The following is a 25273-nucleotide window of genomic DNA, read 5'->3' on the forward strand; positions in this document are numbered from 1 at the left end:
CATTTTGGTCTCTTTTTATGCTTGAGTCTGATTCTTAATTGAGCGATTCTTAGAGGCGTGGTCATAAAAACGCCACGCCTTTGTAACAGTTATCAGTTAATGAATCGTTAATGTATGAGGACTTTACTATGAAGAGACAAAAGCGAGATCGTCTGGGAAGAGCACAGTCTCAAGGGTACAAAGCAGGGTTAAATGGTCGTTCTGCTGAAGAGTGCCCCTACCAACAGATGGATGTTCGCTCCTATTGGATGGGCGGTTGGCGCGAAGCCAGAGATGATAAGAATTCGGGTCTCTATAAATAACGAAACATTCCACATACACTGAGAAAATAGCCCCTATAGACAGGGGCTTTATTATGTTGCTCTGGTGCACTATAACTAATTTATTGTATTAATAAAAAACGATCCATTTAAGGATCGCTTATATGATTGTGTTATCAGAAGGTTGACGTGTCTTGGAACAAACCAACTTTCAGATCTTTAGCAACATAAATTTCTTTACCATCTACTAAAACTCGACCATCCGCGACACCCATGACCAGTTTACGGTTGACGACACGCTTCATGTTAATTTCGTAAGTCACTTTTTTAGCCGTTGGCAGAATTTGGCCCGTAAATTTCACTTCACCGACGCCTAAAGCTCTGCCTTTACCTTTGCCGCCAACCCAGCCTAAAAAGAAGCCGACAAGCTGCCACATCGCATCAAGTCCGAGACATCCTGGCATTACAGGATCACCAGGGAAATGGCAGTCAAAAAACCATAGATCAGGAGTAATATCAAGCTCAGCCAGAATCAAACCTTTACCAAATTCACCTTCTGTCTCAGACATCTTGGTTACACGATCCATCATTAACATATTGGGAGCTGGTAATTGTGGATATCCTGGCCCAAAGAGTTCGCCTCTGCTTGATGCCAGAAGGTCGTCACGATTATAAGATTCACGTTTATTTTGCATTATTTATTACTCCAAATATTAACAGCGAGCATGTTAGTGAAGCGGTGTATGTGAAACAACTCCGATCAGTAAAAATTCAGTCTATTTTTGAGTTTTTCCCATAAACTTTCCGTATTTTCTTCACGCTCGAATAATTCAATTCTTTCAGCTATTTTTTCAAGAACACTATTTTTTTCAAAGCCGCTATCCCTGTCTAGGACGACGTCTGTATCTTTCCGACGAAAGGGTTTTCCCATGAGGATAGGAATCGCTTCATCAACAGTTGATACCGGCCAGATATGGAACTCTCCGGCTTGTATGCTACTCACCAGTGTATGGTGAAGTGCCAAATTCCTTAAATTGGTTTTAGGGAGAATGACACCTTGCTTACCTGTTAACCCTTGATGGCAACAAACATGGTAAAACCCTTCTATTTTCTCATTTAAGCCACCGACGGCCTGAACTCTGCCAAATTGATCCACCGCGCCAGTCACTGCAATTTGTTGATCAATGGCGATATTCGACAATGCACTAACCAGTGAACAGACTTCAGCTAAAGAAGCGCTGTCACCATCGACCTCACTATATGATTGTTCAAATACAACCGATGCAGAATAGGGCAGTGGCGCATTTAATTCCAGTGCACTGCTGACAAATGCCTGCATAATCATCATACCTTTGGCGTGAAGACTACCACCTAATTCGACTTTACGCTCGACGTCACTGATATCCCCGTCACCAAAGTGAACGACACATGAAATACGAGCAGGCTCTCCGTAAGAGACTGGGTGTCCTGCAATATCAATCACCGTTAACCCATTAACCTGACCGACTTGTTTTCCCTGTGTCTCAATCAATACCTGACCGTTGAGAATATCACTCAGTGCTCGTTCCGGCAGATAACTTTCACGATAATAGCGTTTATCCAACGCGGACTGAATATGGTCAGACTCAATCGTACTATTGCCAGCTTCAATTGTCGCTTCTTCCAACAAAGTACGGTGCCAGAATAAACACAAAGGAATATATTGCTGGTCTTCGGTTTGATAACGGACGCCTGCCGTCAACAATGACTTAACCGCGTCTTCTGACAGAACCGGATAACGGTAAGTCTGCAGTAACCATTTCAAATAAGCGAAATAGTGCACAAGATTGTCCGACTCAATTTTCATCTCCAGCTCAATCTCTGTATAAAGAGATAAACCGCTCCGGATATCATCATCAATATAATCGACCGTTGCCAGCTGTTCGCGATCGCCAGATAAGATCAGTTTAATATCGTAGCGTTTCGCCCATTCATACTGGAGTGGCGATTTTTCATTACAGTTTAATGCCGAGACTTCTTCACCAAGCAAAACACTTTTCAGAATCGGCCAGCTATCTGCATTTTTGATCAGCCAGTTAGGCGAGATAATAAGATAACCGCCATCCGCTTTATCGAGCAGACCGGAAACTTCGCTGACAAGGTGCCCGTTATCTGCTTTGATCGTGGTGAAAAGGTGTGTTTTTTCCAGAGACTCACTGGTGATCACCGGTACATTTTTTGGAAGTAAGGTTGAGAGACTATTCTGGATGATATGGCGGTAAACTGAATTGTCCGGTGCATGAATAACCAATAAGCGGCTCAGTCCGGTCAGCTCGGTAAAACGACGCAGTGTCGATTGGAGTCGAGGCTGGGTTGACATAAAATCAGCAGGTTGAATGGAAGGGTATTGTGCGAATTGTGCGCTGTAGTCGTCAAACTGAGGCGTTACAAAGCGCCATATATCATTTGTCATTGCATATTCGATATGAATTAAAAGATGAAAGATTATATAGAAAAAGTCACCTAGAAAACAGATTCACGTCTCATTGATCAATGATCTATTTGCAGATATTCATATGATGGGTTACGCTGTCACCGCATCTAAGCTCATTCTGCGTAAGACAATAGGTTATCCCAAATGAAATACCAGCAACTTGAAAATCTGGAATGTGGATGGAAATGGCAATACCTCATGCATCGATATAAAGAGGGAGTTCAGATCACTCGCTATATCGATAACAGTGAAATTGAACATGCCATTGTATTACTGAGTCAGATTGAACATGAGCCCATCCATGTCTTGGAGTGGATCGAGCAACATATGTCACCCGAACTGGATAATAAACTGAAGCAGGCGATTCGGGCAAAACGAAAAAGACATTATAATGCTGAACAGATTCATACTCGAAAGAAATCAATTGATTTGGATTATCGCGTCTGGGAAAAACTGGCTTTTCGTGCGAATGAATTAGGATGCACCTTATCTGAAGCGATTGAATATTTACTCAGCGAAGCCTCTAAAACTGAAAAAGCGAGTCAGAAAATGAGCTCACTGAAAGAAGATTTAAATCGATTATTATCTGAATAATCAAGGAATTATCTGATGATGTACGTTATAATCATTGCTGCTGTTGTGATTTTCTGGTTGCTTGTTCTCGATCGGCCCGTGTTGTACGTTCATTTTAAAAAAGGTCAATTGGTAAAAGTCAAAGGTCATTTGCCACTAACGTTAAAACACAATCTGACTGAAATTGGCCATCATTCCCCATTTGATGGATATCTGAAAGCCTACCAGCGTCGAGAGGGGATTCGACTCAAATTTTCTTCATCGGTACCGAAGAGTATTCAACAGCGGATTCGCAATGTTTTTCCATTCAGCGGCCTGAAAAAATCGGGCGTCAATCAAAAAAATAAACGCTAGATACGATAAACCTGACCTCTGTTTGCAATTCCTTGATTATGAGCTAGATTTTATATTGCTTAAGTAAAGGAATAAGAACAATGTCATGGTCCTGTCAAAAACATATACGAAGTACATTTACTTCACTTTTGGGGTCATTATCTCGGTGGCCTCAATGTCCTTCATTTTGATTACATTTCAAAATCAAAGAGATATCATTGTAGAAAATCATGCGCAGTTTTTCTTCTCCAGCGCTGAACAATATTCTGAACTTTATGTGAAGTTCGTGAAAAACTCGCTGCAGCCGATGCAAAAGAGTGAGGTTGTACATGATTACCTGATCCATTCGCAGCCCAGTCATCAGTTGTTTCTTCGTGCGATGATTCAGCAGCTTACACAGAGTTTTCCTGCGATTGAACAACTGGATATTTTGAACAGAAACGGAAATTCATTGATCCGTTTTGTGAAGTCGGTTGCGCTCAACACTCAAATAGAATTTTTACCGTCTGATCAGGAACCGATTTTTCCTCATGTTCAGCAATTGCGTAAAGCTAAACCGAATGATATTTGGTTTTCTCAGATAACACAGCAATCCGGCCTAATCAGAGCGCAAAGGCTGATGCTTCAAGCTGGTTTACCAATTTTCATGCAAGAGCGATTGATCGGTGCGCTTGTTGTAAACCTCGATATGACCGAATTTTTGCAGCACCTTTTTTTTCAACCGGATGCAGATATTTACTTGTTGGATAAACACGGTCAGATTTTATATGCGAATCGAAGCTCAAATAATTGGAGAGCTGATTATCAGCAAGTTCATCATATGTCTCTGCCAACTACGTTGGCGATGTGGAAAGCCTCCGGATTTTCTACATTTAGTTTATCTCATCTGATCCCCAGTCATGATGAGTTGACCCTGGCATACAGAATGCGAGGGGAAAAGTCTTATCACACTGATAGGAATCTATTATTCATTGCTGTAATGGCCGTAGCTGCTTTTTCGATACCGCTCGGGACTTTGATCGTGTGGCACTCAGTTCGTCGTAAGATTATGTTAAATAAATTGTCTGTTGAAAATCAGGCAAGTCTCAATATTATCGATCAATATATTCCCGTAATTTTCACTGATAAGCAGGGCCGAATTCAGCGTTGCAATGATGCTTTTTTAAAATTAACGGGTTATGCAAAAAATGAGTTACTCGGACAGTCTTACGGTATGCTCAGCGATCCGCTTGTAGTGAATCAAGTTTCTTTTTCAATGTTTAGAACACTGTTACCCGGCAAACAGTGGCAAGGAGAGCTCTATAGTCAGACGCGTGGTGGGGATGAATTGTGGTTACATACATCGATTATACCGAGGTTTGATAAACTCCAGAATCTGACCGGATATATGGCTATTTTTACCGATAGGACGGACCGAAAGCAAGTCGAACGAATGGCAGAAAGGGATCCATTGACCGGTATTTATAACCGGATGAAACTCGATGAGTTAATGAGAGAATATCTCGATCAGTCAGGAAAATCGGGCCGTGAATTTTCCATCATTCTGATCGATATTGATTATTTTAAAACTATCAATGATGAGTATGGGCATTTGGTTGGTGATAATACTTTGATTGAAATGACCCGTCTGTTGCAACAATCCTTAAATAAACCGAATGAAATTGGCCGCTGGGGTGGAGAGGAGTTTGTTGTCATTTGTCCTCAATCAGACTATTTAGCAGCATTTCATATGGCCAATAAACTTTGCAATATTGTCGCTCAACATCGCTTCAGACAAACCGGCCAAGTGACCATTAGTTTAGGTGTCAGTTCATCGCTTGGAAAAGACTCTGTCGCTGAGTTGTTGAATGAAGCTGATCAAGGATTGTATGAAGCCAAAGATCGCGGACGTTGTCAGGTTGTTGGACGTTTGAACAGTGAGCTACAACCTCAATTGGAGTCAAACTTGCAAGAGACTGAGACTCCTAGCACTGAATTACTGATTTAATGAATGGTATTTTTGTTGATAATGTCATGATAATCTAATGCACTATAACTAATTTAATTTATGGTACTGAAATTCTTAATCATTTTTCCAACAAAATGATAACAACTCTCTTAAACCATAAAATCTCTAAGTCTGAGAGGCAAGAATAAACGCAATAAGAAGTCAGCGAACGAATATTGAGTGCTCTTATCATTAAAAATATATACGAACTTATCGTCCGTGTTGTTAATCGAGATTATTATTTTGTCTGACGATCACACGATAAAAAGCCTGACTGAGAATGTATGGGCCAAAGCTCTCCGGAGAAAAACCAACTGCGGACATCGATGATCGCCGCCATGTTTTAACCAAGCGGTTTAAGTTCGACAGGACTTTAAATCAGTTAATATATTGGTTACTCACAATATAGTAAGTATAAATAAACGGGATATGACTGAATTGTCCCAATATTTAAGTGCGTATTATATATATTATGTTAAATACAATAATCGAGTCGATTCAATGCGTTAATGCTTCCCATCCCCTAATTGATATGTTTATATATGATAATTATTTCATCTGTTCGTCAAAAAATTAATCCTACCTTACTCACCTCACTTAGCCTAAACTATACTCAGTCATAATATTTCTAATTTCTCTATCAACAAAAACAAACAGAACAAACGTATCATTGGTTAAAATCTTATGAATATATATTTGATGATAGGCGCACCAGGTGCCGGAAAAAGCTACTACTGCGAAAAAGCGTTTTCGGGGATAGAGATAATATCCTGTGACAGACTGCGAGAAGAATTTTTTGGAGACAGGCGATCTTTTGAAATCAGAGAGGTAATAAAAAATAAAATCAAAGAAATAGTCATGGGTAAAGTGAGAGGCTCGCAGGAAGATATCGTCCTTGATACTACATACTTCAACGAGGCTCATGAACGGGAGTTTCTTTTTGCTCTCGGCCAAAACATAAGAATCAATGCAATATTTGTACAGACCACGCTTGAGCGTTGCTTAAGGCGAAACCAAATGCGAACACATAATAGAATTGTACCGGACCACATGGTCGAAATGCTGTTTGGGCGAGTATGCCCACCCGATCATGCTGAAGGGTTTAGCTCAATCAAGGTGGTGGCTGAACAACTCTAATTCATGACTTGCTCGTATATGGCCTTCCCGTTAATTAAGTAGTAAGAAACTTCTTTTTTGAATTTTGAGCCATTACATTCTGGACATTCTATTAGCTGTCTTTCTGTGCCCAATTTAAATCCGATATCTCTGTCAATTTTTTTTGCGTGCTGGTTAAAAATGGAGATAAGACCTATCCAGTCAATCCTGTCACTCAAAGCATCTTGTCTGCCATTTTTCTTAATAAAAGAAAAATTAGGCAGTCCAAAAAATGCAATTAATTTTTCATTAGATCCAAGGCTGTCGAATGGCTTTGATAGATCCAGTAATCCCTCAGATTTAAAGAGTGCCACGGACTCTTTTATCTTGAAGGACAGGTGTTTTTTGAAGTATTTTTGTAGCTCTTTCTTGTAAAACTCTACATCAATTACGGATTTGGTGGGGTCGCCTATGAAATCATCATAGAAAAATAAATTTCCTGTACCTAGACAAATGTCGCAACCATTGTAAAAGGTATTAAAGGTTTTTGCTGTAATAGATCTAGTACCTACAACCCTACCCTCAATATCAACAAGCCGAGTTGCTATATTGAGAAAACTACCATCTTTCTGCTTTAGTGAAAGCCAACCTCCTCCCAAGCTATATGCCAAAGCCGAATCATCAGAAGGTACATAGGCATACCAGATATTTGTCTGATTAATAGACTTGTGTGCAGTTTGCAAACTGATGAGATTACCCGCAATGTAAGCATGCTCCAGACCAAATTTCAGGAGCTCTGAAAACCGTTTCTTAATGAGCGAGTTTGGAACTGTCTTGGATAGAAAGAAGTCATTACAAAAAGGATTGAAATAATAAAGACCGTCTTCTGCATTTTTTTCTGCAAATGAAATTAGGTCTATTTTACTAGGAAAAAATTTGATTTGCCTATTACTAACTATTTCGTGATTTAACGAATAGTCCTTGATTAGGGCAAAATGTTTGTCTTCCTCACTCAAGCAACACGCTAATGAAGAAATGCCCAGTATTGATTTAGGTGAATCATTAGCAGCCAAACATGTCTCTGTTTTGAATTTTTCGGTTGGCCCGCTAAATATGATTTTTCCTCCCAAGGCGCCGACACCGGGTCCAAGCTGAATCACATAGTCCGTTTGAGATATAACATATGGATTGTGCTCAATCACAACTACCGTATTGTTAGTCTGTGCTAATTGTTTGAATACTCCCAAAATAAATTTTGAATCTTTCGTGCTTAACCCTCTACAAGGCTCATCGAGAATAATCATAAGGTGCTGTGATACAGAGGCAATGGTTTTTTCATTCTCAATTAAAAATTTTGCAAGCTTAAGCCGTTGTGCTTCACCGCCACTCACATCCGTGAGTACCCGGCCCAACCCCAAATGACCAAGACCTAATTCTGCTAAAATCCGACAGCCTTTCTGTATGATTGGAGGAAGTTCTAAATCCATCACTTCGAAAGCTGGTTTATCCAATATATCAAGTATATTCAGATCGTTGACAGTGACCGACAGAACAATACTTTTAAAACGTGCTCCACCACATGAGTAGCAGACGGAGCCATCAATTTCGCCATCACCTTCGCAGTGTGAACAAGCACCATTGAGGCTATTGCTAGTGAAATAGCTGGAGTCAAGAGCAAACAATTTTGCCGGGCTTGATTGTGAGAAGATTTTTCTCAGCTCATCCGATAATCCCAAAAAGGTTAGAACACTAGATCTTTTGCTCGCTCTGATTGGCTTTTGATTTAACAGTACTATTTTGGAAATTAGATCCGAGTTCTTACGCTCACTTGCGGAGTTACTAATACATTCGATTACCCCCTGAATCAGGCTGCTTTTACCACTGCCAGAGTCGCCTACTACAGCAGTAATGGCACCTAGGGGGATCACAACTCGTTGATTTAAGACGTTGTTATGGGTTACAGGAAAGAGAATAAGATATTTATTCTCCCATGCTTCGTTATCAACAGATTCCGTTGAGAGTTCATCTTCTGTTACAATCTGGTTTACACGCTCGATTATATCACCACCTGATGGGCCTGATCCTGGCCCCAAATATAAACTGTAATCAGATTTATTGATGATATGTTCCGAGTGATCAACTATTAGAACTGTATTCCCTTCGTCTCTCAGTCTGGTTAAGAGATGAAATAACTTGTCCACATCACTAAAGCTTAGGCCCGACGATGGCTCGTCAATTATTATCAACGAGTTTGTTAATCCAGAAGATATGGCCTGTACCAATTTTACTCTTTGAAGCTCACCTCCGCTTAATGTATCGGTAGAACGTCTTAAAGCAAGGTGCCCAAGCGACAAATCTGCCAGAGCCTCTAAAATATTATTTAGTTTTAGATTTTTCAATACAGGAACAGCATCTTCGATAGTCAGAGAAAGTATTTCACTGATATTTCTACCATCAATTTTTACGGCTCTAGCCTTATAGTTGAACCCGGTACCGCAACAAGATAGGCACTCACTTTCTATTAGAAGATCTTCAAGGCCTATTTTGCCACACCGGTTTATTAACTTTCTCTTAATGAGATCGTTGAGTTCTTTTTGGGTGTCGTCAGACAAATCTTCGTAAGGTGTTGAACTTTTGAATCCATATTTCTTTATAATCTTACTAAAACTTGATTTATATATCCCGAGGCTCTTATATTGTCCGTTTTCGAAAGGAATGTTCAGAAAATGACTATCTAAAGAGTTACTGCGGATTAACAAATGGTCGCTGTTTATGACTTGAGTCTTACCTAGTCCAGAACATATCTTACAGCAGCCACTTTTGTCGCTTAAACGCGAGGTAGTAAAAAGTGATAAAGATTTTTTCTGATGTTCTTTCAAGCACAATGGACAAAATGTTTGATATGTGAAGTCGAGAATAAGTTCATCTTTGACATATATGGAAATTCGATCTGTTGGAATCTTTTTCTGGGCTAAATCATTCAGACTTAATGCTACACATTGAATTTTGTATCGGGCACCCTCTTTGAGAGAGTTGATATTGTTAATGGAGTATTGTTTTTTTTTACCATCTATCTGAAAGTGATGAAATCCATGCTCGCGCATATAGTTGGAAAAATGATTCTTGTTGAGTGTTGTTCCACCGACATAATCAACAAATATCTTTAAATTATCATTCTCTGTGTGAAGTTTGATGACCTTTTCTAGGGTTTCATAGCTTACTTTATTGTCAACTATACTTCCGCACTGGCATTCGATGATACCTTCCCTAAGAAAGGCACCTCTTAGTAAATCACCTAACCCTGAGGCAGTCGCAACAGTCGATTTTTCCAAATGCAATAAAGGTTTTTGATTTACAATCAGAACATTAGGTAGATCTTTAACCGATTCAAAATCTGGCCTCACTAGTTTGTAATAATCGTCTTTGTTTTTTTGGGCCAACTTTTCTTGCCGAAATGCTTCTTTGGCAATGACACTATTTACTAGTGTTGACTTTCCTGAGCCGCTAATACCATTAACGCAGGTAATACTGCCGATGGGAATTCTTAAACTGATATTCTTGAGGTTATGTTCACTTGCCCCAATAATTGTCAAAAATTTGTTATTTTTTTTCATGGGAGGCTCATAACAGATGCTTCGGTTTCAAAAATATAAACATTATCTTATGATGATAAGAAGATAAAAGCAGGTCATTAATTGAACGGAATTCTGAATATTCATCAAAAGAGACCTTCAGAGGTGCGTGGACGGGCAGCCGCTTAACTGAAACCCTGAATCCAACATTATAGAATGCCTTAGCTACTTCATCCAAAGTGTAGTCATACGCATAGTATTTTTCAGAGGAGCGAATATTACTGCGCCTGTGAGCCCATGTAGGATTCTCTATATGGCATCCCATTGACGCAATATAGTACCCTCCTTCACGTAAAACTCGAAACATTTCCTCAGCATGTAGTGCAATATCTGGCAAGGTGTAGATGACTTCCTGAGAAAAGACCACATCAAATTCTCCATCAGGTAAAGAACTGAAGTTTTGATATGTAATGAATGAGAAATTTGCAGTGTGATTTGCTTGGCACTTAGCTATAAGATCATTGTCGATTTCTACGCCGGTTAACACTCTTCCGGGAAGAATAAAATTCAATAGCTGTAAAAAGCCAGCCGTTCCACAGCCAAAGTCTAGAATCTTCGCATCTGAAGAGAAATCAAAAATATTACGTGCCTCTTTTATTAGAGAGAACCAAAATGGAAAATTACTCTTATTTTTGATTTCTCTTGGTAACTCATGAAGATTCAAATGTACCTCGCAAAACTTACAGCTATACTTCTGGTGTACGTTGTACCATCCAGATTGAACTTTATGGAACAGCCTTCACGATCATGTAATGTACACTGATTGTCGTGTATTAGGATATCGCCTTCAGAAAGAAATAACTTCTTCTTTATTTGATTAGCATGCCTTAAGAATTCATAAATCATGAGGGCTTCATCTGGACTTTGTTCAATTCCTTGCATTTGATAGAAATATGCGTTTCGTTCTTGATCAAATCTAACACAGTACTCCCCTGTTTCAGATTTATATATAATAGGTTCGTTTGTGATTATCTCGTTTTTTAGCTTGTCATCATAATTGATGCCGTATGAAAGCATCGGAATAGGATGTGAAAGAAGCTTACGAAGAAGTTGGGGATCTTCAAACTGAAGCTTTCTTTTTAGCTCTCTAACCAAAACAATTCCGTTGGCTACAATTCCCAAAGCGTCAGTTTGGGTAACCTGGATGAATCCGTATTTGGGTTGGTGTGTTAAATCCACGGCATCATCATTGTGCAGTACAAGTGGATTTAATGAGCATCCGGTGTAATTGCAGTCTGTTTTGATATCTGTTCGCTCGATGGCCCCATAATATTCGCCAAAATACCCGACGAAAGATTGCCACCCCAGTTCGTTAAGGATAGGAAGCCCTTTGATTTGAACATACTTCTCTTGATGAATGATTTTTTTTGCAGAATAAAGCAATGCACTGACAGCCGGGTTATGTCGGATTAAGTCATCAACCTGCTCTTGAGTTTGACTAGCCTGCAAGCCAGAATGGATACTGGCTTGCGCTTCATCGGAAAGAATTAAAATAGACATTAACGGCAGCTACTGCCATTGCCAGAACGGCAACCACATGATGCGGCATAATCGTTATTAAATCCAAGGTCTGCATGACCGAAATGTTTCATATAGAGCTTTTTGGTCAACTCAAAACCACTTTCCAGAACCGTTTCATTTTCTTGTTCTGTAATACCAAAGTATGGATAGTGGTGAATAAACGCACCTTTGATGATATTACAATCGTTCATGTATTTTCGAGTGTCAAGAATATGGATGTGCCAGAATTCATCAATAAGCTCACTGGGAGCAAATGATAATTCTTCGTAAAATACCTGTAAAACTAACCATTCTTTATATAACTTTATGGCATAATTGATTTTTTCCTCAGTCCAACCATATTCTTTCTCAAGCTTGTAGCCGTGCGGAGTGAAATCAACTGTGTTAACCCTTTCCATAATCCTGTTGATTACATCTTGCGAGACATATTCGCCCTCTGAGATACAAGTATTGATTGCTGCTCGTGATGAGGCGCTGAAGTGCTTAGCCTTATCATTGTTGTATTCGAGTTTATTTTGGGTACTCACGTTAAAGTCTCACTCTGCTGAATTAATACAATATCCAATAATGATAAAACGCTTATTTAAATTGGTTTTCATTATTACTTATTTTTAACAAATAAATTTTATTTGGTCAATTAAATATAACATCGACTATAGGATGTAATTGATCTTAGAGAGATAACCAGATTATTATTTAGTTAGGTTTATTAAAGGCTTATATAATTATTTTCATCAAAATAAAACAATGTTGAGAAAGGTATTACCTATTGCATAACCTGGTTTATCCAAGCTGACCTCGTTTTAAAGGCGATAAGTGTCTTTTTTATTACACTCTACTCAGGCCTAGTGGTCATTGGCTTAGCTGTCAGCACATCGCTTGGAAAATGCTTGGTCGCTGACCTATTCATGTGATTATCTCAAAAATCTATAGCGATGGTGTCGCTAAAAGTAGCTATTTAATGTAATCCGGATTTTGCGTATTACATGCTTTTATCCCTTAAATCTTTTGTTGCTGTGATGGAGATTGTCTGAACACTTAGAGCAAGCGAGATCAGAAAAGCCGCAATTCAGATGATCTAAAATGTTATTACAAACACACGACCAATATTCATCAACATTTCCCATTTGACACATATTTTTATTCAAAACTCTTTGCTTAAGGGATTGGAGTAAATACTCCAAAAATAGAATTAGACACTTCATTAAAAATGATGTTCGTTATTGCATGTCAAATATTAATTGTGATGAGATTGCTGAATACAAATTTCAAGGAAGTCGCCTTCTATTTGTCTGAGTTTATTTGATAATACCACCCTTTTGATAGAAATGTAGATTAACTGTTCCAAGTCCAGCGTTCCCTTTTTGAATGACATGAGCGATAATTTTTACATGAATAATCATCACAAAATGAATATTTTCATCTACACTTCATCTGTTAAAGTATAAACTCTATTTTCTTTTTTACATTTTTATTATTTATATGTATGCTATAGCAAGAGGTAAATCAAAAAAATAAAATGAAATGCCCCTCAAGTTGAAGTGCAAACCATAACTCTCGTTTCCTGATTTTTTGAGAAGTATATCGCATGTTGAAATTTTCAATAAATATTTCCAAATATGGAATGATTATTTTATGTGGTTGATTTTTATTGAAAAATTTTGCTTAACTATTGTTCAGCAAATGTTTGCTTAAATATTTCTATCTTGATAGCCTCTCGGATTATGTGGTAACTATTTTCACAGAGAATAAAAATTTAATTAAATAATATTTTTCTGACTTAAAAGTTTAATATTTTTGCTTTATAAAAATAGCCAGAAAGCCATCGTTATAAAATGGCAAACTATAAAAATGAAAATCGAGGTATAGCGTCAAAAAAACTATAAATTACATATTTATCAATAATTGTTTTTTTGATTAATAACTATAACAACGTCAGGGCTAGGATCATGGGCTTTATTTTGTCAGCAGTATTATTATGTTAATAATATGATCTATATCAATAGATATGGATTGAGTGCTGTTTGAGCAATAAAGCTTTTGAATATATAACGAACTGGATAACCAGAATTACCGTCGTTCAACGGTCATAGGACTGTATATGATTTTTAGAATGAACGGTTTCAGGAAAAAGTAAGTTACCCGCCCGACGAGTTGTCCGCTTCGAACGGTAATCATCGATTATCGTTCGCAAAATAGGCTTTATAGAGGTAACTATCGAATGATTATTCAACGTATTTTCGCCGTACTATATATGCTTGCCGGCATTGCTAAACTTTTCCCTCAGTTTGAAGATGTTGTAGCAGAACTTCAAATAGCAGCTGTGGCAAATCAGGGAACTTGGTATGAAGGGATTTCAGCTTGGATTGGTACTCATGCTCAATTTTTCAATCTCCTCTCCGGTGCGATTCTCTTCATTTCAGGGCTGATTTTGCTACTGAATCCACCTTGGACAAAATGGGTTATTTATGGTCAGCTTCTGATGATGGTTGTATTCGTCACCATTTTGCACCGCTCACAACCTCAGGTCATATTGTTGGATGCCGTCTTTGCTTTAGCGGCACTTTACATGCTTCGCAACCAATACCGACGCAAAACAGCATTCCGCATCTTCCCCACGCAAGATTTTTCTGTGCTTCAGTCAACCACCGATAAAACAGAGCGACCTCAAAATGGAGAGACCTATGATGTTGTCATTATTGGTGGCGGTATTGCCGGATTAACCGCAGCCAGCGAATTTGATCAGGAACGCATCTTAGTCGTCGAGAAAACGGCATCTTTGGGAGGTAATGCTCGTCATGAATCCTATCAAGGACTCAAGCATCCTGTCGGTGGTGTCTGTTTTCAAGAGCCACTCCCCGACTCTGAGATGATGTATATTCTGAAGAAAATCGGCATGGATAAAAGCTACCGCTCCAACGCTGAAGACATGTTGGTTTTTTTCGATACGATGTTATTGATGCGTTGTTTGGGAGAAGTGATTATTGGCTTTCTCAAAAAACCGGCTTTTCTGCTCAAACCTGAAGTATGGGGACTCACCTGCCAGCTCTTTGTAAATGCCATTATTGGTAAACCGTATGTAAGTTCATCCAAACAGCTCGGAGATCCAACTTTCGCTGAACTTTATCGCTTTCTGGACCGATTCGCTCCCGGAACCCGGCTCTATCCTCAAATGCCCTGGAGTGAAGCAAGTGGTTGGCCCCGGGAAGAAATGGAACTGCTCGATAATATTTCTCTGTACACCTATCTGTTTGAACCCGAGAAAATTGCCCACTTCCCTCAGCATCTGCGTCCACCCGTCCTTGGTAAATTAGTTGAAAATGCAATTCGGGTTGCACTGCGGGTTGAATGTTCTGATCTCAATGATGTCTCAGCCTATGCCGGACTTTACTTTCTCATCGGTTATTTACGCGGCAACCTGATGGCACTGCCCGGAGGAAATGGCGGCATCAGTGAAGGATTATGTCGTTACCTTGATGCAAAAGAAAATGTGACCATGGTGACCGATGCAACGTTGGACAACATCAACCAACTTGCTGAGGATCATGCTGAATTACAACTGATGGTGGGCGGCCAATCGATACAGGTTAATACGCGCCAAGTCATTTGGGCTGCACAGAAAAGCGCTATTGTTCCTCATGTTCCAAGCTTGCCACAGGCTCAGGTTGAAGCCATTCAGACGATTTGTTACGAAGATTATTATATGGCCAGCGTACTGCTATCAAAACCTGTGCTTAGTCATGCATTTGGCGGGTATATGATCGAACCTGAACATGCTTCTGTGAATGAACCGTACTATTGGTGTAAACCCGGGACTTGTCTGGTCGCAAACTGGATGGATCCTGACAGCAACGCTGAAGTCGGTGTGCTCTCACTACTGATGCCCACAACGCGTCCTGAGCGCAAAGGGCGCGATGCTTATGGAAAATTCAGATCGCTGCAAAAACAGACTCATTTTGAAATATCCAAACTCCTGACAAACATCGGTATCAATCCGAATGTGATTCAAGATATCAAAATTTGGCACTGGTCCGGTGGTTTGGTTACTGCGGTTAAAGGACATCATAGCCGTGGGATTTTCAAGACCGCAGGGCAGCCATTTAAATGTATTCAATTTGCCAATCAGGACAGTGTCGGTATCGGTAATATTGAAGGTGCAATTTTCTCTGGCTTGAAAGCCTCTAAATCGGTCAAGCAACAACTAAAGACGCAGGTCTCTCAGCCGGATGCAAGCGTCGCTCAACACCAGACTGAAGATTCTTTAGCAGGAGCAACACTATGACGGATGCACATATCGTTGTCGGGATCTCCGGTGATCAGCAACTTGCTCATCAACATTTGGGTGGCAAAGGTTATTCACTCAACCATTTGGTTCATGCGGGCCTGCCCGTTCCGGTGGCTTTTTGTGTTACCGCAGATGCTTATCAGCAATTTATTCGGGAAACACTTCCCGCGCCACTGCTTGAATCCGGAGAGATGGCGCAGGTGCGAGAAACAATTCTCAATGCAGATATCCCGGAATCCATTAAACAGGCGATTCAACAAGCCTATCAGGATTTGGGTGAGAATCCCCGTATCGCGGTACGCTCATCCGCACTGGATGAAGACGGACAATCTCAATCATTTGCGGGTCAGTACGAAACTTATCTGCATGTTCAGGGAATTCAAGATGTCTTGCAGAAAGTTCGTTCCTGCTGGGCATCGCTTTGGGCTGACCGAGCCGCTCATTATCGCCAAGGACATGCTTCCGAAAGTGCGATTGCAGTGGTTTTACAAGAGATGGTCGATGCAGATACAGCCGGCGTCATGTTCACCTGTGATCCACTGTCCGGCAATCAGGATCAGATTGTCATCGATAGCTGCTGGGGATTGGGTGAAGGGGTTGTTTCCGGTCAGGTCACGACCGATACCTTTACCCTCGACAAACAGACTGGCAACGTTATTGCTCAGGAGATCCGTCACAAGCCCCACTACTGTCAGTGTGATGAAAAAGGACAAGTCACTATTCTTCCGACCCCGGAAGCATTGCAAGAGAAACCCAGCCTGACACCGGAACACTTGAACGAGCTGAACAACCTTGCGCGTCAGGCCCGGTTAATTTACGGCACGGATTTAGATATCGAATGGGCGGTAAAAGATAACAAAGTTTGGCTGTTACAGGCACGTCCGGTTACGACCGAGGCAAAAGAAGCAACTGTTGTTTACGCTAATCCTTGGGAATCAAAACAATCGGTGAAAGATGGTGCTCTGTTCTCCCGGATGGATACCGGTGAAATTGTAACCGGCCTGATGACACCGCTGGGGCTGTCATTTTGTGAATATTATCAAAAACATATTCACGGACCTGCCATTCAGAAAATGGGCATGGCGGATATCTCGGACTGGACGATCTACATGGGCTACATTCAGGGACATGTCTATCTGAATATTTCCGGCTCGGCCCACATGCTCAGACAGTGTCCGCCGACTCGCGATGAGATGAAATTTACCACCCGGTATGCGACGGACGATATTGATTTTACCCACTATCAGAATCCTTATGGTCCCGGCGTCCAGGGATGGGATTATGCCAAAAGTGCCTGGTACTGGCTCAAGCAGCAGATTCATAATGTCCGTCATGCACCGAAAATTGTTGAGCGAATGATTGCCCTGCGTCAGCAAGAAACACAGCGTTTTCTGGCGCTGGATTTCAGCAAAATGACGCTGGCCGATCTGAATCGTGAATTGGAGCGTGCGGATCAATACTTTCTGGAAAGTTGCGCTGCTTATATGCCCTTCTTCCTGCAATCTTTTGCGCTGTATGATGCATTAACGGAAACCTGCGAGGCGTATTTGGGCGATAAAGGCAATGGCCTGCAAAATCGCATCAAAGCGTCGATGAATAATCTACGGACGATTGAAGTCACCCTCGGTATTCTCAAGCTGGTTGATACCATCAATCAGCAACCTCAGTTGAAGCAGCTTTTTGATAAATATGAAGCGAATGAACTGGTCGAGCACCTGCCGAAAGATCCTGACGGTCAAGCCTTCTGGCATGGGCCATTTGAAGATTTTCTGTTTGAATTCGGTTCTCGGGGAAGACAGGAGTTTGAATTAAGTATTCCACGCTGGCGTGATGATCCCAGTTACTTATTACAAGTGATGAAGATGTATCTCCAGCATCCGGTTGATTTACAGAAGAAATTACAAGAGACAGAAAGCCTCCGCAATCAGGACAGTGAACAACTATTGAGCGGACTGCCCTTTATGGGACGATTCAAGCTGAAAATGCTGATGAAACTTTATGGTGTCATGGCGGAACGACGCGAAGCGACGCGCCCAACGTTTATCACAGAAACATGGTTTTATCGTCGGATCATCCTTGAAGTTCTGGGACGTCTGGAAGCTCAGAACATTGTGTGTCGCGAGGATCTGCCTTATATCGATTTTCAGCGTTTTCGTGATTATGTCGCCGGCCGGATTTCTACCGATGAAGCATTTGATCCCGAATTGCTCAATCAAAATCGCCATCAGCATTTACTAAATCTCCATGCGGATGAGCCGCCAATGGCAATTATCGGTGGTTATACGCCACAACTTAAAGTCTCAAGTGCTGACGATCACCCGGATCAGTTAAAAGGTTTAGCCGCAAGTCCGGGACAGGTCGTTGCCAAGGCTCGGGTCATTACCGACTTACAAAGCCAAGCCGGAGAATTACAGCCCGGTGAAATTCTGGTTGCTAAATTTACTGATGCCAGTTGGACCCCGCTATTTGCTCTGGCCGGTGGTGTTGTCACGGATATCGGCTCCGCTCTCTCTCACAGCTGCATTGTTGCGCGTGAGTTTGGGATCCCGGCGGTCGTGAATCTGAAAACGGCAACGCAGCAGATTCAGAGTGGCGATACGTTGATTATCGATGGCGATAACGGGCATGTCAGGATTCAGCGTCAGGAATCATAGGCAGAACGAATCACTCATATCGGTGGTAGAAGCTCTGTCACCGTCAACAACATAAATTCACATATACATCGAATCATTACCGATGATTCGGCGGGGGTTGCTACGTTTTTTAATCGGGCAACGGCTGTATTTATACATACGGTTTGCCCCATTTGAACAAGTACACATGCGAGTTGGATAACTCCCATGATTTCAGCGAAAACAAGGAACCGATCCATGATAGGACAAGCAACAAACGCTTCCGGCGCCTTATATGAGCAGTTTTGGCAAGCGAGTCACGAAGATCAGTCTCAGAGGAAACTGGATACGATTACTGTCGGTGTGATTGTCGTCACTCAAGATCCTGCCTTTTTTCAGACTGGCCTGAGTGTATTGAATGATATCCGGGATTATTCATTTAATCAGGTCCATATTCAGTCAGACCTGCCTTTGCAGCTACTTGACTTATCTTATGATGAGCTCTATCTGGAGACGCGGGGTAAAGCTATTCACTTTCTGAAAGAGCAGAAAAAAGCCATCAACATTCAAGTCATCCAGTGCAGCAGTCTCGCGGAAGCTACCGGTAAAATTGTGTATTCCCATGCACTGGAAGAACAATCGGCATTTCAGGTGGGAATGCTGTTTTACGATCAAGCCTCTTTAGGGCAAAGCGATGATCAGATCGAAAAAATCGATCGCGATCTGGATGCATTCTATTGCGCGATGCAAAAAACGGGGATTCCTGCGTTTTATACCACGTTTTCTACGGTGACATTTATTCGTAGTCTGCGTTCCCCCTGTCGTTATTTACCGCAGCAATACCGAGAAATTGTTCGTTCTCAAGATCCGCAAGTTTTCCAGACAGAACTGCTCTGCCTGTGGATGGATTTCTTTGAAATGAACTACACCAACCGACGGGTTAAACCTGAAGGTGCCGCTGCGCTCCATAATACCTTAGCGGATCAGCTGATCCGATTCTTTGAGGATGTGACCCCGGATCGGTGGCTGTTCTCTTATTACACCGGTTCAATCGTCTCCAATCTGATTGGTTATCTGGATAAACATGCCCAAGCACATGGTGCTTTAACCTTGCGAGGCCCGAATGAACATGCCATCGCTTGTGGTGCCATCGCCAACTGGCAGCTTTATCGGATGCCGTTTCTCGGTGTCGTCACATCCGGCATGATGGATGAGTTCAAAGGAACCTTAGCCAATCTGCGTGAAACCGCAGCCAAAGGTATTTTGGTTGTTGCCGAAAACCGTAATAACCAGTGGTACAGTTTTCAGGGAACGCTGACACCAACGGAAGATATGCGGGAAGTCCTGCAAGCGCGCCGGATCCCTCATGTCTATATTCACGATGTCAGTCAGATGAGTGAAGGACTGACGGAAGTCTTCCGGCTTTATCATCTCAATCAGGGGCCGGTAGTGATTCTCGCAACTCAGAATGTGTTGGAATCCAGCCTGCCATTGGACCATGTGATCAGTGATGTCTCCACTCTACCGATTCAATCCGCAGATACCGTGTCGGTATCCGGTGAGGCATTTGAACAGGCGATGCAACTAATCAACGCGGGGCCGGAAAAACTCATCTGGCAGCTCGGCCCGGTGACTGACGATGAATATGCACTGATCCATGAAATCGCTGATATCGCAGGGATTGCTCTCGTTGATTCATTGGCACACCCCGGCACAGCACCGAAATATTATCAGGGGAAATTGAACCCACACTATCTCGGCACATTGGCGATCTACGGTTATAGCCCGCGAGTCTATAACTTCATGCATACCAACGATAAGATCAACCCACTCCATGAACAGAGCCTGTTCATGATCAAAAGCCGCGTGGCTCAAATTACCACGCCCTTCTCCGATGGTCGCTTAGAAAATAAGGTTCATCTTGTTCAGTTAACGCACGATGAGCGCCACTTATCGCCTTATGCCAATATCCATCTTCATATGGACTGTTTGACATTCCTCAAGGCTGTCAAAGCCAATCTGAATGTCAGTGATAGTCTGCGGGAAAAACGTCAGTCGCTGATTCGCGCCTATCTGGACTCGCCTTCAGATGTGGTCAGTCGTTTACCGACGCTGCCGATGTCACCGAACTATTTCTTCTCGCAACTCAATCGGGTAATTGAAGATTTAATTACAACCCAGTCATATGACTATACCGGGGTTTACGATGTTGGCCGGTGCGGGATTTCTGCAGTCAGAAATGTCGCCAGAACCCGCCGCGGTTTTTCCGGCTGGTATGGCCGGGCACTGATGGGAGATGCCTTGATGGCAACAACCTATCTGGCGCACACCAGTCCGACCCATGTCATTGCTTTCATCGGTGACGGTGCGAAAGGGATTGTGCCTGATATGTTGCCGGCGTTTATCGACAACATTCTCACCCATCCGGAATCACTCAATAAAAGCATTACTGTGTTCTATTTATGTAACGGCGGACTATCCGTCATCAATACCTATCAGGAACGTATTCTCTTTAACCGGACATCTCGGCAAATGCGGCTGATGAACCTTGATCAACCGGCGTTCGAACAGAACATCAATGACTTTCAGATCAAAAATCAAACGTTGACGCATTTTGATGAAACCGTCATCCGTGATGCGCTGACAAGTCCGAAGCGACTCAATTTATTTTCCGTGGTGCTCGGTCACAACAATGAAGGGGATGGTATTTCACTGGCAACCGCCAAAGGCTGGCAGCGCGACCCCTGTGATAAAGAAACACTACGACAACGTACTGCGGCTGCTAGCCAATCAGAGCCTGCCAGCCAATCATTTGACCAAATTCAAGCAAAGGAAGTCACATCATGAAGTTCGGGTTCATTGCTCATCCAACATCTGTTGGTTTAAAACGTTATGTCAAAATGCTGGATCTGCTGCAGCGTAGTTCAAATGAACTCCACAGCGGTTACAACCGAGAGTTATGGCATAAAGAAAATCTCGTGCCGTTTATGAACTTTGCCCGGATCACATCAGCGACGGGGGCAACCTGTGAAGGCATTATTCGCTATATGCCGTTGGTTGCCGACGAAATGTTGGCAGAACCGCGAGTGATCGCTCAGCGGGTAATTCAGGGAATTGAAGAGCTCGTTGAAGATGGTGCGGAGCTGGTTGGTCTGGGAGGATTCACTTCGATCGTCGGACGGCGTGGAGAAGCGACCGCTGAAAAATCACCGGTGCCGGTTACATCAGGGAACTCATTGACAACGTATGCCGGTTACCGTGCATTACGTCAGATTACCGAATGGCTGGATATCAATCCGGAGAAAGAGCCGATTGCAATTGTCGGTTATCCCGGGTCAATCTGCCTGGCTTTAAGTCGGTTATTGCTGGCCGAAGGTTATTCACTCTACCTGCTCCACCGCGCCAGTCACAAAGATCAAGCTGAACTCCTCAGCCACTTACCGGAACAATATCACCATCGTGTCACGTTAACCGGTGATCCGGAGACGCTCTATCGGTCATGTCGCTTATTTGCGGGAGCAACCTCTTCCGGTGGTATTATCGAAACAGCTCGTCTCCAACCCGGTTCGATCTTTATTGATATCGCACTCCCTCGGGATGTCGATACCGATGTTCGCCCTCAGCGAGAAGACATTCTGATCATCGACGGTGGCTGTGTCACAGCGACCGATGCCGTCAAACTTGGTGGTGAGTCATTAAATGTGACCATCAAGCAACAGTTAAATGGCTGTATGGCCGAGACAATTGTATTGGCTTTGGAAGGACGTCGGGAAAAATTTTCACTCGGTCGCTACCTGCCACCGGAAAAAGTGCTTGAGATCGGTGAAATTGCCGAGAAACACGGATTTTACGCCTATCCGCTCGCGTCTTTTGGCGAACGTCTCGAACGACAGCAAGTAACGAATCTCAAACGCTACTATCACCAAGACATTTATGAGCAGACATCCGATAACACGCCCGCAGCGCAATTGGCCTTTATTGATGGGTTATTGAATCAAGATGCCGAACGTGAAGACACACTGGATCGTTATCGCCAATATGTGAATCCGATGATGGTTGATTTTCTCCGTCTACAGCATTGCGACAATGTGTTCCAACGCGCATCCGGAACCACACTATGGACGGCAGACGGAACCGCGTTTTTGGATATGGTCGCGGGATATGGCTGTTTGAGTCTCGGTCACAACCCTCAGCCTGTAGTCAATGCATTGAAAGATTACCTCGATGCACAAGGGCCAAACTTTATTCAGTATATTTCGGTCCCGGAACAGACAGCGAAACTTGCTGAACTGTTGTGTTATCTCTCTCCCGGCAATATGGGACGGGTCTTTTTCAGCAACTCGGGCACCGAAGCCGTCGAAGCTGCAATCAAAATTGCTAAAGCATCAACGGGTAAACCGGGCATTGCGTATATCAACAACAGTTATCACGGTAAAACGCTCGGCGCGCTCTCACTCACCGGTCGTGACAAACACCGCCGTTATTTTCAACCGCTGTTAGAAAACATGGTGGAAGTCCCCTTCGCTGATCCGGACGCATTGGAAACCGCGATCCGACGTGATGATGTCGGTGCATTGATCCTTGAGCCGATTCAGGGCGAAGGTGGCGTACATCTCTTCCCCGAAGGTTATCTGCAACGCGCTCAGCAATTATGCCGGGAGACCGGAACACTGTTAATGGTGGACGAAGTTCAGACCGGACTCGCTCGCACCGGCAAACTGTTTGCCTGTGAGTGGGACAACCTAGAGCCGGACGTCATGATCCTCTCGAAATCTCTTTCCGGAGGGCTGGTTCCGATCGGTGCAACCTTGTGTCGTGCTGATATCTGGCAACGAGCTTATGGCACAGCGGATCGTTTTCTGGTTCACAGTTCAACATTCGGTGGCGGTAACGTTGCCTCTGTAGTTGCCCTAAATGCGTTGCGAGAGTTGGTAGCACAAGATCTACCGGCGCGAGCGGCTCGCTCCGGTCAATATCTCAAGCAAGCCTTGGAAGAGATTGCCGCGCAATATCCGTTTATCAAGGAAATTCGAGGGCGTGGACTCATGCTGGGCATTCAGTTCGAGCAATCTTTTGCCGGAGCCGTTGCAGCATCGGCCCGTGAGTTTGCGACACGCCTGCCCGGTGACTGGCACACCACGTGGAAGTTCTTACCGGATCCGGTCCGTGAACATCTTCAGATTGCCATGACTCGTATGGAGCAATCGCTTGGTGAAATGTTCTGTATGAAGTTTGTCACGAAGTTGTGTCTGGATCACAACATTCTGACATTTATCACCGCCAACAGCTCAACCGTCATTCGTATTCAACCGCCGTTGATCATCGAACAGAAAGAAATGGAACGGTTTGTAGCTGCGTTTGCAGATGTCTGTGAAGAACTCTCGACATTTATGGACTAAGCACTGAATTCATATACGGAATTCAATCGCTGAAATTAAAACAGAGCACCAATAAAGGAATTTTTCATGACACGAACAAAACAAGACGCCGTTAATCAGATGATGGGCTTTTTTCAGGCAAAAACCCTGACAGCGGCATTAGATTTAAAATTATTCGACCATTTACATCACCAGGATTTGAGCGCTCAGGCAGTTGCCGACAAACTCAATAGCCCGCTTCGCTCCGTCGAGCAAATACTGATCGCACTTCGCGCGATGGGATATTTGGAAAAACAGGGCGAGTGCTATCACTTGCCACAGGAACATGCTTCATTTTTGGTTAGTAGTGAGCCGATGTGGTTGGGATGGTTAGGTCGTCACATCGATACATTCCTCTACCCATTATGGGGTGAGTTGAAAACCGCAGTAACCAGTGATACCAATCAACGTCAGGCCGTATTCGGTGATAATCGCAGCTGGTTCGATATTCTTTATCAGAATCCGGATGATGTAACTGATTTTCAAGAGTTTTTGGGGAAGTTTGCCGCACCATTCATTGAAGGATTTATCCAAGATTACGATTTTTCTCAACATGAGTCGTTTCTGGATATCGGCAGTGGTATCGGAACATTGCCCATCGCCGTTGCCGGGATCAATTCCGACATTAATCTGACGATTTGCGAACTGCCTCAAGCGTGTGCATTTCTGCGCGACCGATTGGCCGTTCAAGGCTATGGCGACAGAATCAATGTCATCGAAGGTGATGTGATTTCCGGAAAACTGGCGTTACAGGATCACGATTTGATTCATTTGGGCTGGATGTTACATGACTATGCACCAGAAATTCAGATGACTATCTTGAAGAACATTTATGCAGCGATGCCAGCCGGCGGACGCTTCATGGCATCAGAAACACCGTTGAATGATGAGAAATCCGGCCCTGAGTTTACCGCCCTGCTCTCACTCAACATGTTGGTTTCAACGGATGGCGGGATTGAAAGTAGTACTCAGGAATATCTGGAACGCTTCCGGGCCGTCGGATTTGAAAATGTTCGGATTATCGAACTGTCCGGTCCTCGGACACTCATCTGTGGCGATAAGCCTCAATCGGCCAATCTGTAAGG

At 42.8% G+C, this 25273-nt stretch carries 16 protein-coding genes; 10 read left to right on the top strand and 6 right to left on the bottom strand.

The annotated features are described in order from the left end of the window. The first annotated feature begins 128 nt into the window (after positions 1-128). Positions 129-302 (top strand): ribosome modulation factor, encoded by a 174-nt coding sequence (gene rmf / locus VRK_RS07285; RefSeq protein ID WP_059122701.1) that lies wholly within the window; start codon positions 129-131, stop codon positions 300-302. Between the two features lie 134 nt (positions 303-436). Here the strand turns inward: rmf and fabA are convergent, their stop codons facing one another. Next, positions 437-955, bottom strand: coding sequence for a bifunctional 3-hydroxydecanoyl-ACP dehydratase/trans-2-decenoyl-ACP isomerase (gene fabA / locus VRK_RS07290; RefSeq protein ID WP_021020321.1), 519 nt, complete (start codon positions 953-955; stop codon positions 437-439). Positions 956-1020: 65 nt separating this feature from the next. Then, positions 1021-2712, bottom strand: coding sequence for a S16 family serine protease (locus tag VRK_RS07295; protein ID WP_059120753.1), 1692 nt, complete (start codon positions 2710-2712; stop codon positions 1021-1023). Between the two features lie 165 nt (positions 2713-2877). Between VRK_RS07295 and matP the strand changes: the two genes are divergently transcribed. From matP to VRK_RS07315, 4 genes are all read left to right on the top strand, one after another. After that, on the top strand, positions 2878-3327 hold the full coding sequence (matP, locus tag VRK_RS07300) for a macrodomain Ter protein MatP (RefSeq protein ID WP_059120754.1): 450 nt from the start codon (positions 2878-2880) through the stop codon (positions 3325-3327). Between the two features lie 15 nt (positions 3328-3342). Beyond that, positions 3343-3660, top strand: coding sequence for a DUF3634 family protein (locus VRK_RS07305; RefSeq protein WP_059120755.1), 318 nt, complete (start codon positions 3343-3345; stop codon positions 3658-3660). Positions 3661-3814: 154 nt separating this feature from the next. Further along, a complete protein-coding gene (locus VRK_RS07310) occupies positions 3815-5626 on the top strand; it encodes a sensor domain-containing diguanylate cyclase (protein WP_197413069.1) in 1812 nt (603 codons plus the stop codon). A gap of 684 nt (positions 5627-6310) precedes the next feature. Then, on the top strand, positions 6311-6763 hold the full coding sequence (locus VRK_RS07315) for an AAA family ATPase (RefSeq protein ID WP_082671339.1): 453 nt from the start codon (positions 6311-6313) through the stop codon (positions 6761-6763). Here VRK_RS07315 and VRK_RS07320 read toward each other — a convergent pair. Genes VRK_RS07320 through VRK_RS07335 form a run of 4 tightly spaced genes read right to left on the bottom strand, consistent with a single transcriptional unit; the run spans position 6760 to position 12401 of the window. Continuing rightward, a complete protein-coding gene (locus VRK_RS07320; protein WP_059120758.1) occupies positions 6760-10335 on the bottom strand; it encodes an ATP-binding cassette domain-containing protein in 3576 nt (1191 codons plus the stop codon). The genes VRK_RS07315 and VRK_RS07320 overlap by 4 nt on opposite strands. A 7-nt stretch (positions 10336-10342) precedes the next feature. After that, on the bottom strand, positions 10343-11017 hold the full coding sequence (locus VRK_RS07325) for a class I SAM-dependent methyltransferase (RefSeq protein ID WP_059120759.1): 675 nt from the start codon (positions 11015-11017) through the stop codon (positions 10343-10345). Beyond that, positions 11014-11853, bottom strand: coding sequence for a TauD/TfdA family dioxygenase (locus tag VRK_RS07330; protein WP_059120760.1), 840 nt, complete (start codon positions 11851-11853; stop codon positions 11014-11016). Before VRK_RS07330 ends, VRK_RS07325 begins: the two co-directional genes overlap by 4 nt. Then, complete coding sequence (locus VRK_RS07335; RefSeq protein ID WP_157371871.1) at positions 11853-12401, bottom strand: glycine-rich domain-containing protein; 549 nt, start codon at positions 12399-12401, stop codon at positions 11853-11855. Before VRK_RS07335 ends, VRK_RS07330 begins: the two co-directional genes overlap by 1 nt. A 1694-nt stretch (positions 12402-14095) precedes the next feature. On the opposite strand from VRK_RS07335, the gene VRK_RS07340 reads away from it, so the two are divergent. The 5 genes from VRK_RS07340 to VRK_RS07365 all read left to right on the top strand — a co-directional run bounded on the left by VRK_RS07340 (position 14096) and on the right by VRK_RS07365 (position 25271). Next, a complete protein-coding gene (locus tag VRK_RS07340; RefSeq protein ID WP_059120762.1) occupies positions 14096-16156 on the top strand; it encodes a prodigiosin MAP biosynthesis oxidoreductase PigB in 2061 nt (686 codons plus the stop codon). Next, positions 16153-18813: a prodigiosin ligase PigC gene (locus tag VRK_RS07345; protein WP_059120763.1), complete on the top strand. Its 2661-nt coding sequence runs from the start codon at positions 16153-16155 to the stop codon at positions 18811-18813. The genes VRK_RS07340 and VRK_RS07345 overlap by 4 nt, the downstream gene beginning before the upstream one ends. A 216-nt stretch (positions 18814-19029) precedes the next feature. Next, a complete protein-coding gene (locus VRK_RS07355; protein ID WP_059120765.1) occupies positions 19030-21618 on the top strand; it encodes a prodigiosin MAP biosynthesis protein PigD in 2589 nt (862 codons plus the stop codon). Then, positions 21615-24170, top strand: coding sequence for a prodigiosin MAP biosynthesis aminotransferase PigE (locus VRK_RS07360; RefSeq protein WP_059120766.1), 2556 nt, complete (start codon positions 21615-21617; stop codon positions 24168-24170). The genes VRK_RS07355 and VRK_RS07360 overlap by 4 nt, the downstream gene beginning before the upstream one ends. Before the next feature lie 66 nt (positions 24171-24236). Further along, the gene (locus VRK_RS07365; RefSeq protein WP_059120767.1) at positions 24237-25271 is read left to right on the top strand and encodes a methyltransferase; all 1035 of its coding nucleotides are present in this window, start codon (positions 24237-24239) and stop codon (positions 25269-25271) included. Positions 25272-25273: the final 2 nt, after the last annotated feature.

This window comes from Vibrio sp. MEBiC08052, from assembly GCF_001506075.1.
Classification (GTDB): Bacteria; Pseudomonadota; Gammaproteobacteria; order Enterobacterales; family Vibrionaceae; genus Vibrio.

Bases quoted from the DNA above. Each gene is read 5' to 3' on its own strand.
- rmf (WP_059122701.1), top strand. From the start codon at position 129: ATGAAGAGACAAAAGCGAGATCGTCTGGGAAGAGCACAGTCTCAAGGG.
- fabA (WP_021020321.1), bottom strand. From the start codon at position 955: ATGCAAAATAAACGTGAATCTTATAATCGTGACGACCTTCTGGCATCA.
- VRK_RS07295 (WP_059120753.1), bottom strand. From the start codon at position 2,712: ATGACAAATGATATATGGCGCTTTGTAACGCCTCAGTTTGACGACTAC.
- matP (WP_059120754.1), top strand. From the start codon at position 2,878: ATGAAATACCAGCAACTTGAAAATCTGGAATGTGGATGGAAATGGCAA.
- VRK_RS07305 (WP_059120755.1), top strand. From the start codon at position 3,343: ATGATGTACGTTATAATCATTGCTGCTGTTGTGATTTTCTGGTTGCTT.
- VRK_RS07310 (WP_197413069.1), top strand. From the start codon at position 3,815: ATGTCCTTCATTTTGATTACATTTCAAAATCAAAGAGATATCATTGTA.
- VRK_RS07315 (WP_082671339.1), top strand. From the start codon at position 6,311: ATGAATATATATTTGATGATAGGCGCACCAGGTGCCGGAAAAAGCTAC.
- VRK_RS07320 (WP_059120758.1), bottom strand. From the start codon at position 10,335: ATGAAAAAAAATAACAAATTTTTGACAATTATTGGGGCAAGTGAACAT.
- VRK_RS07330 (WP_059120760.1), bottom strand. From the start codon at position 11,853: ATGTCTATTTTAATTCTTTCCGATGAAGCGCAAGCCAGTATCCATTCT.
- VRK_RS07340 (WP_059120762.1), top strand. From the start codon at position 14,096: ATGATTATTCAACGTATTTTCGCCGTACTATATATGCTTGCCGGCATT.
- VRK_RS07345 (WP_059120763.1), top strand. From the start codon at position 16,153: ATGACGGATGCACATATCGTTGTCGGGATCTCCGGTGATCAGCAACTT.
- VRK_RS07355 (WP_059120765.1), top strand. From the start codon at position 19,030: ATGATAGGACAAGCAACAAACGCTTCCGGCGCCTTATATGAGCAGTTT.
- VRK_RS07360 (WP_059120766.1), top strand. From the start codon at position 21,615: ATGAAGTTCGGGTTCATTGCTCATCCAACATCTGTTGGTTTAAAACGT.
- VRK_RS07365 (WP_059120767.1), top strand. From the start codon at position 24,237: ATGACACGAACAAAACAAGACGCCGTTAATCAGATGATGGGCTTTTTT.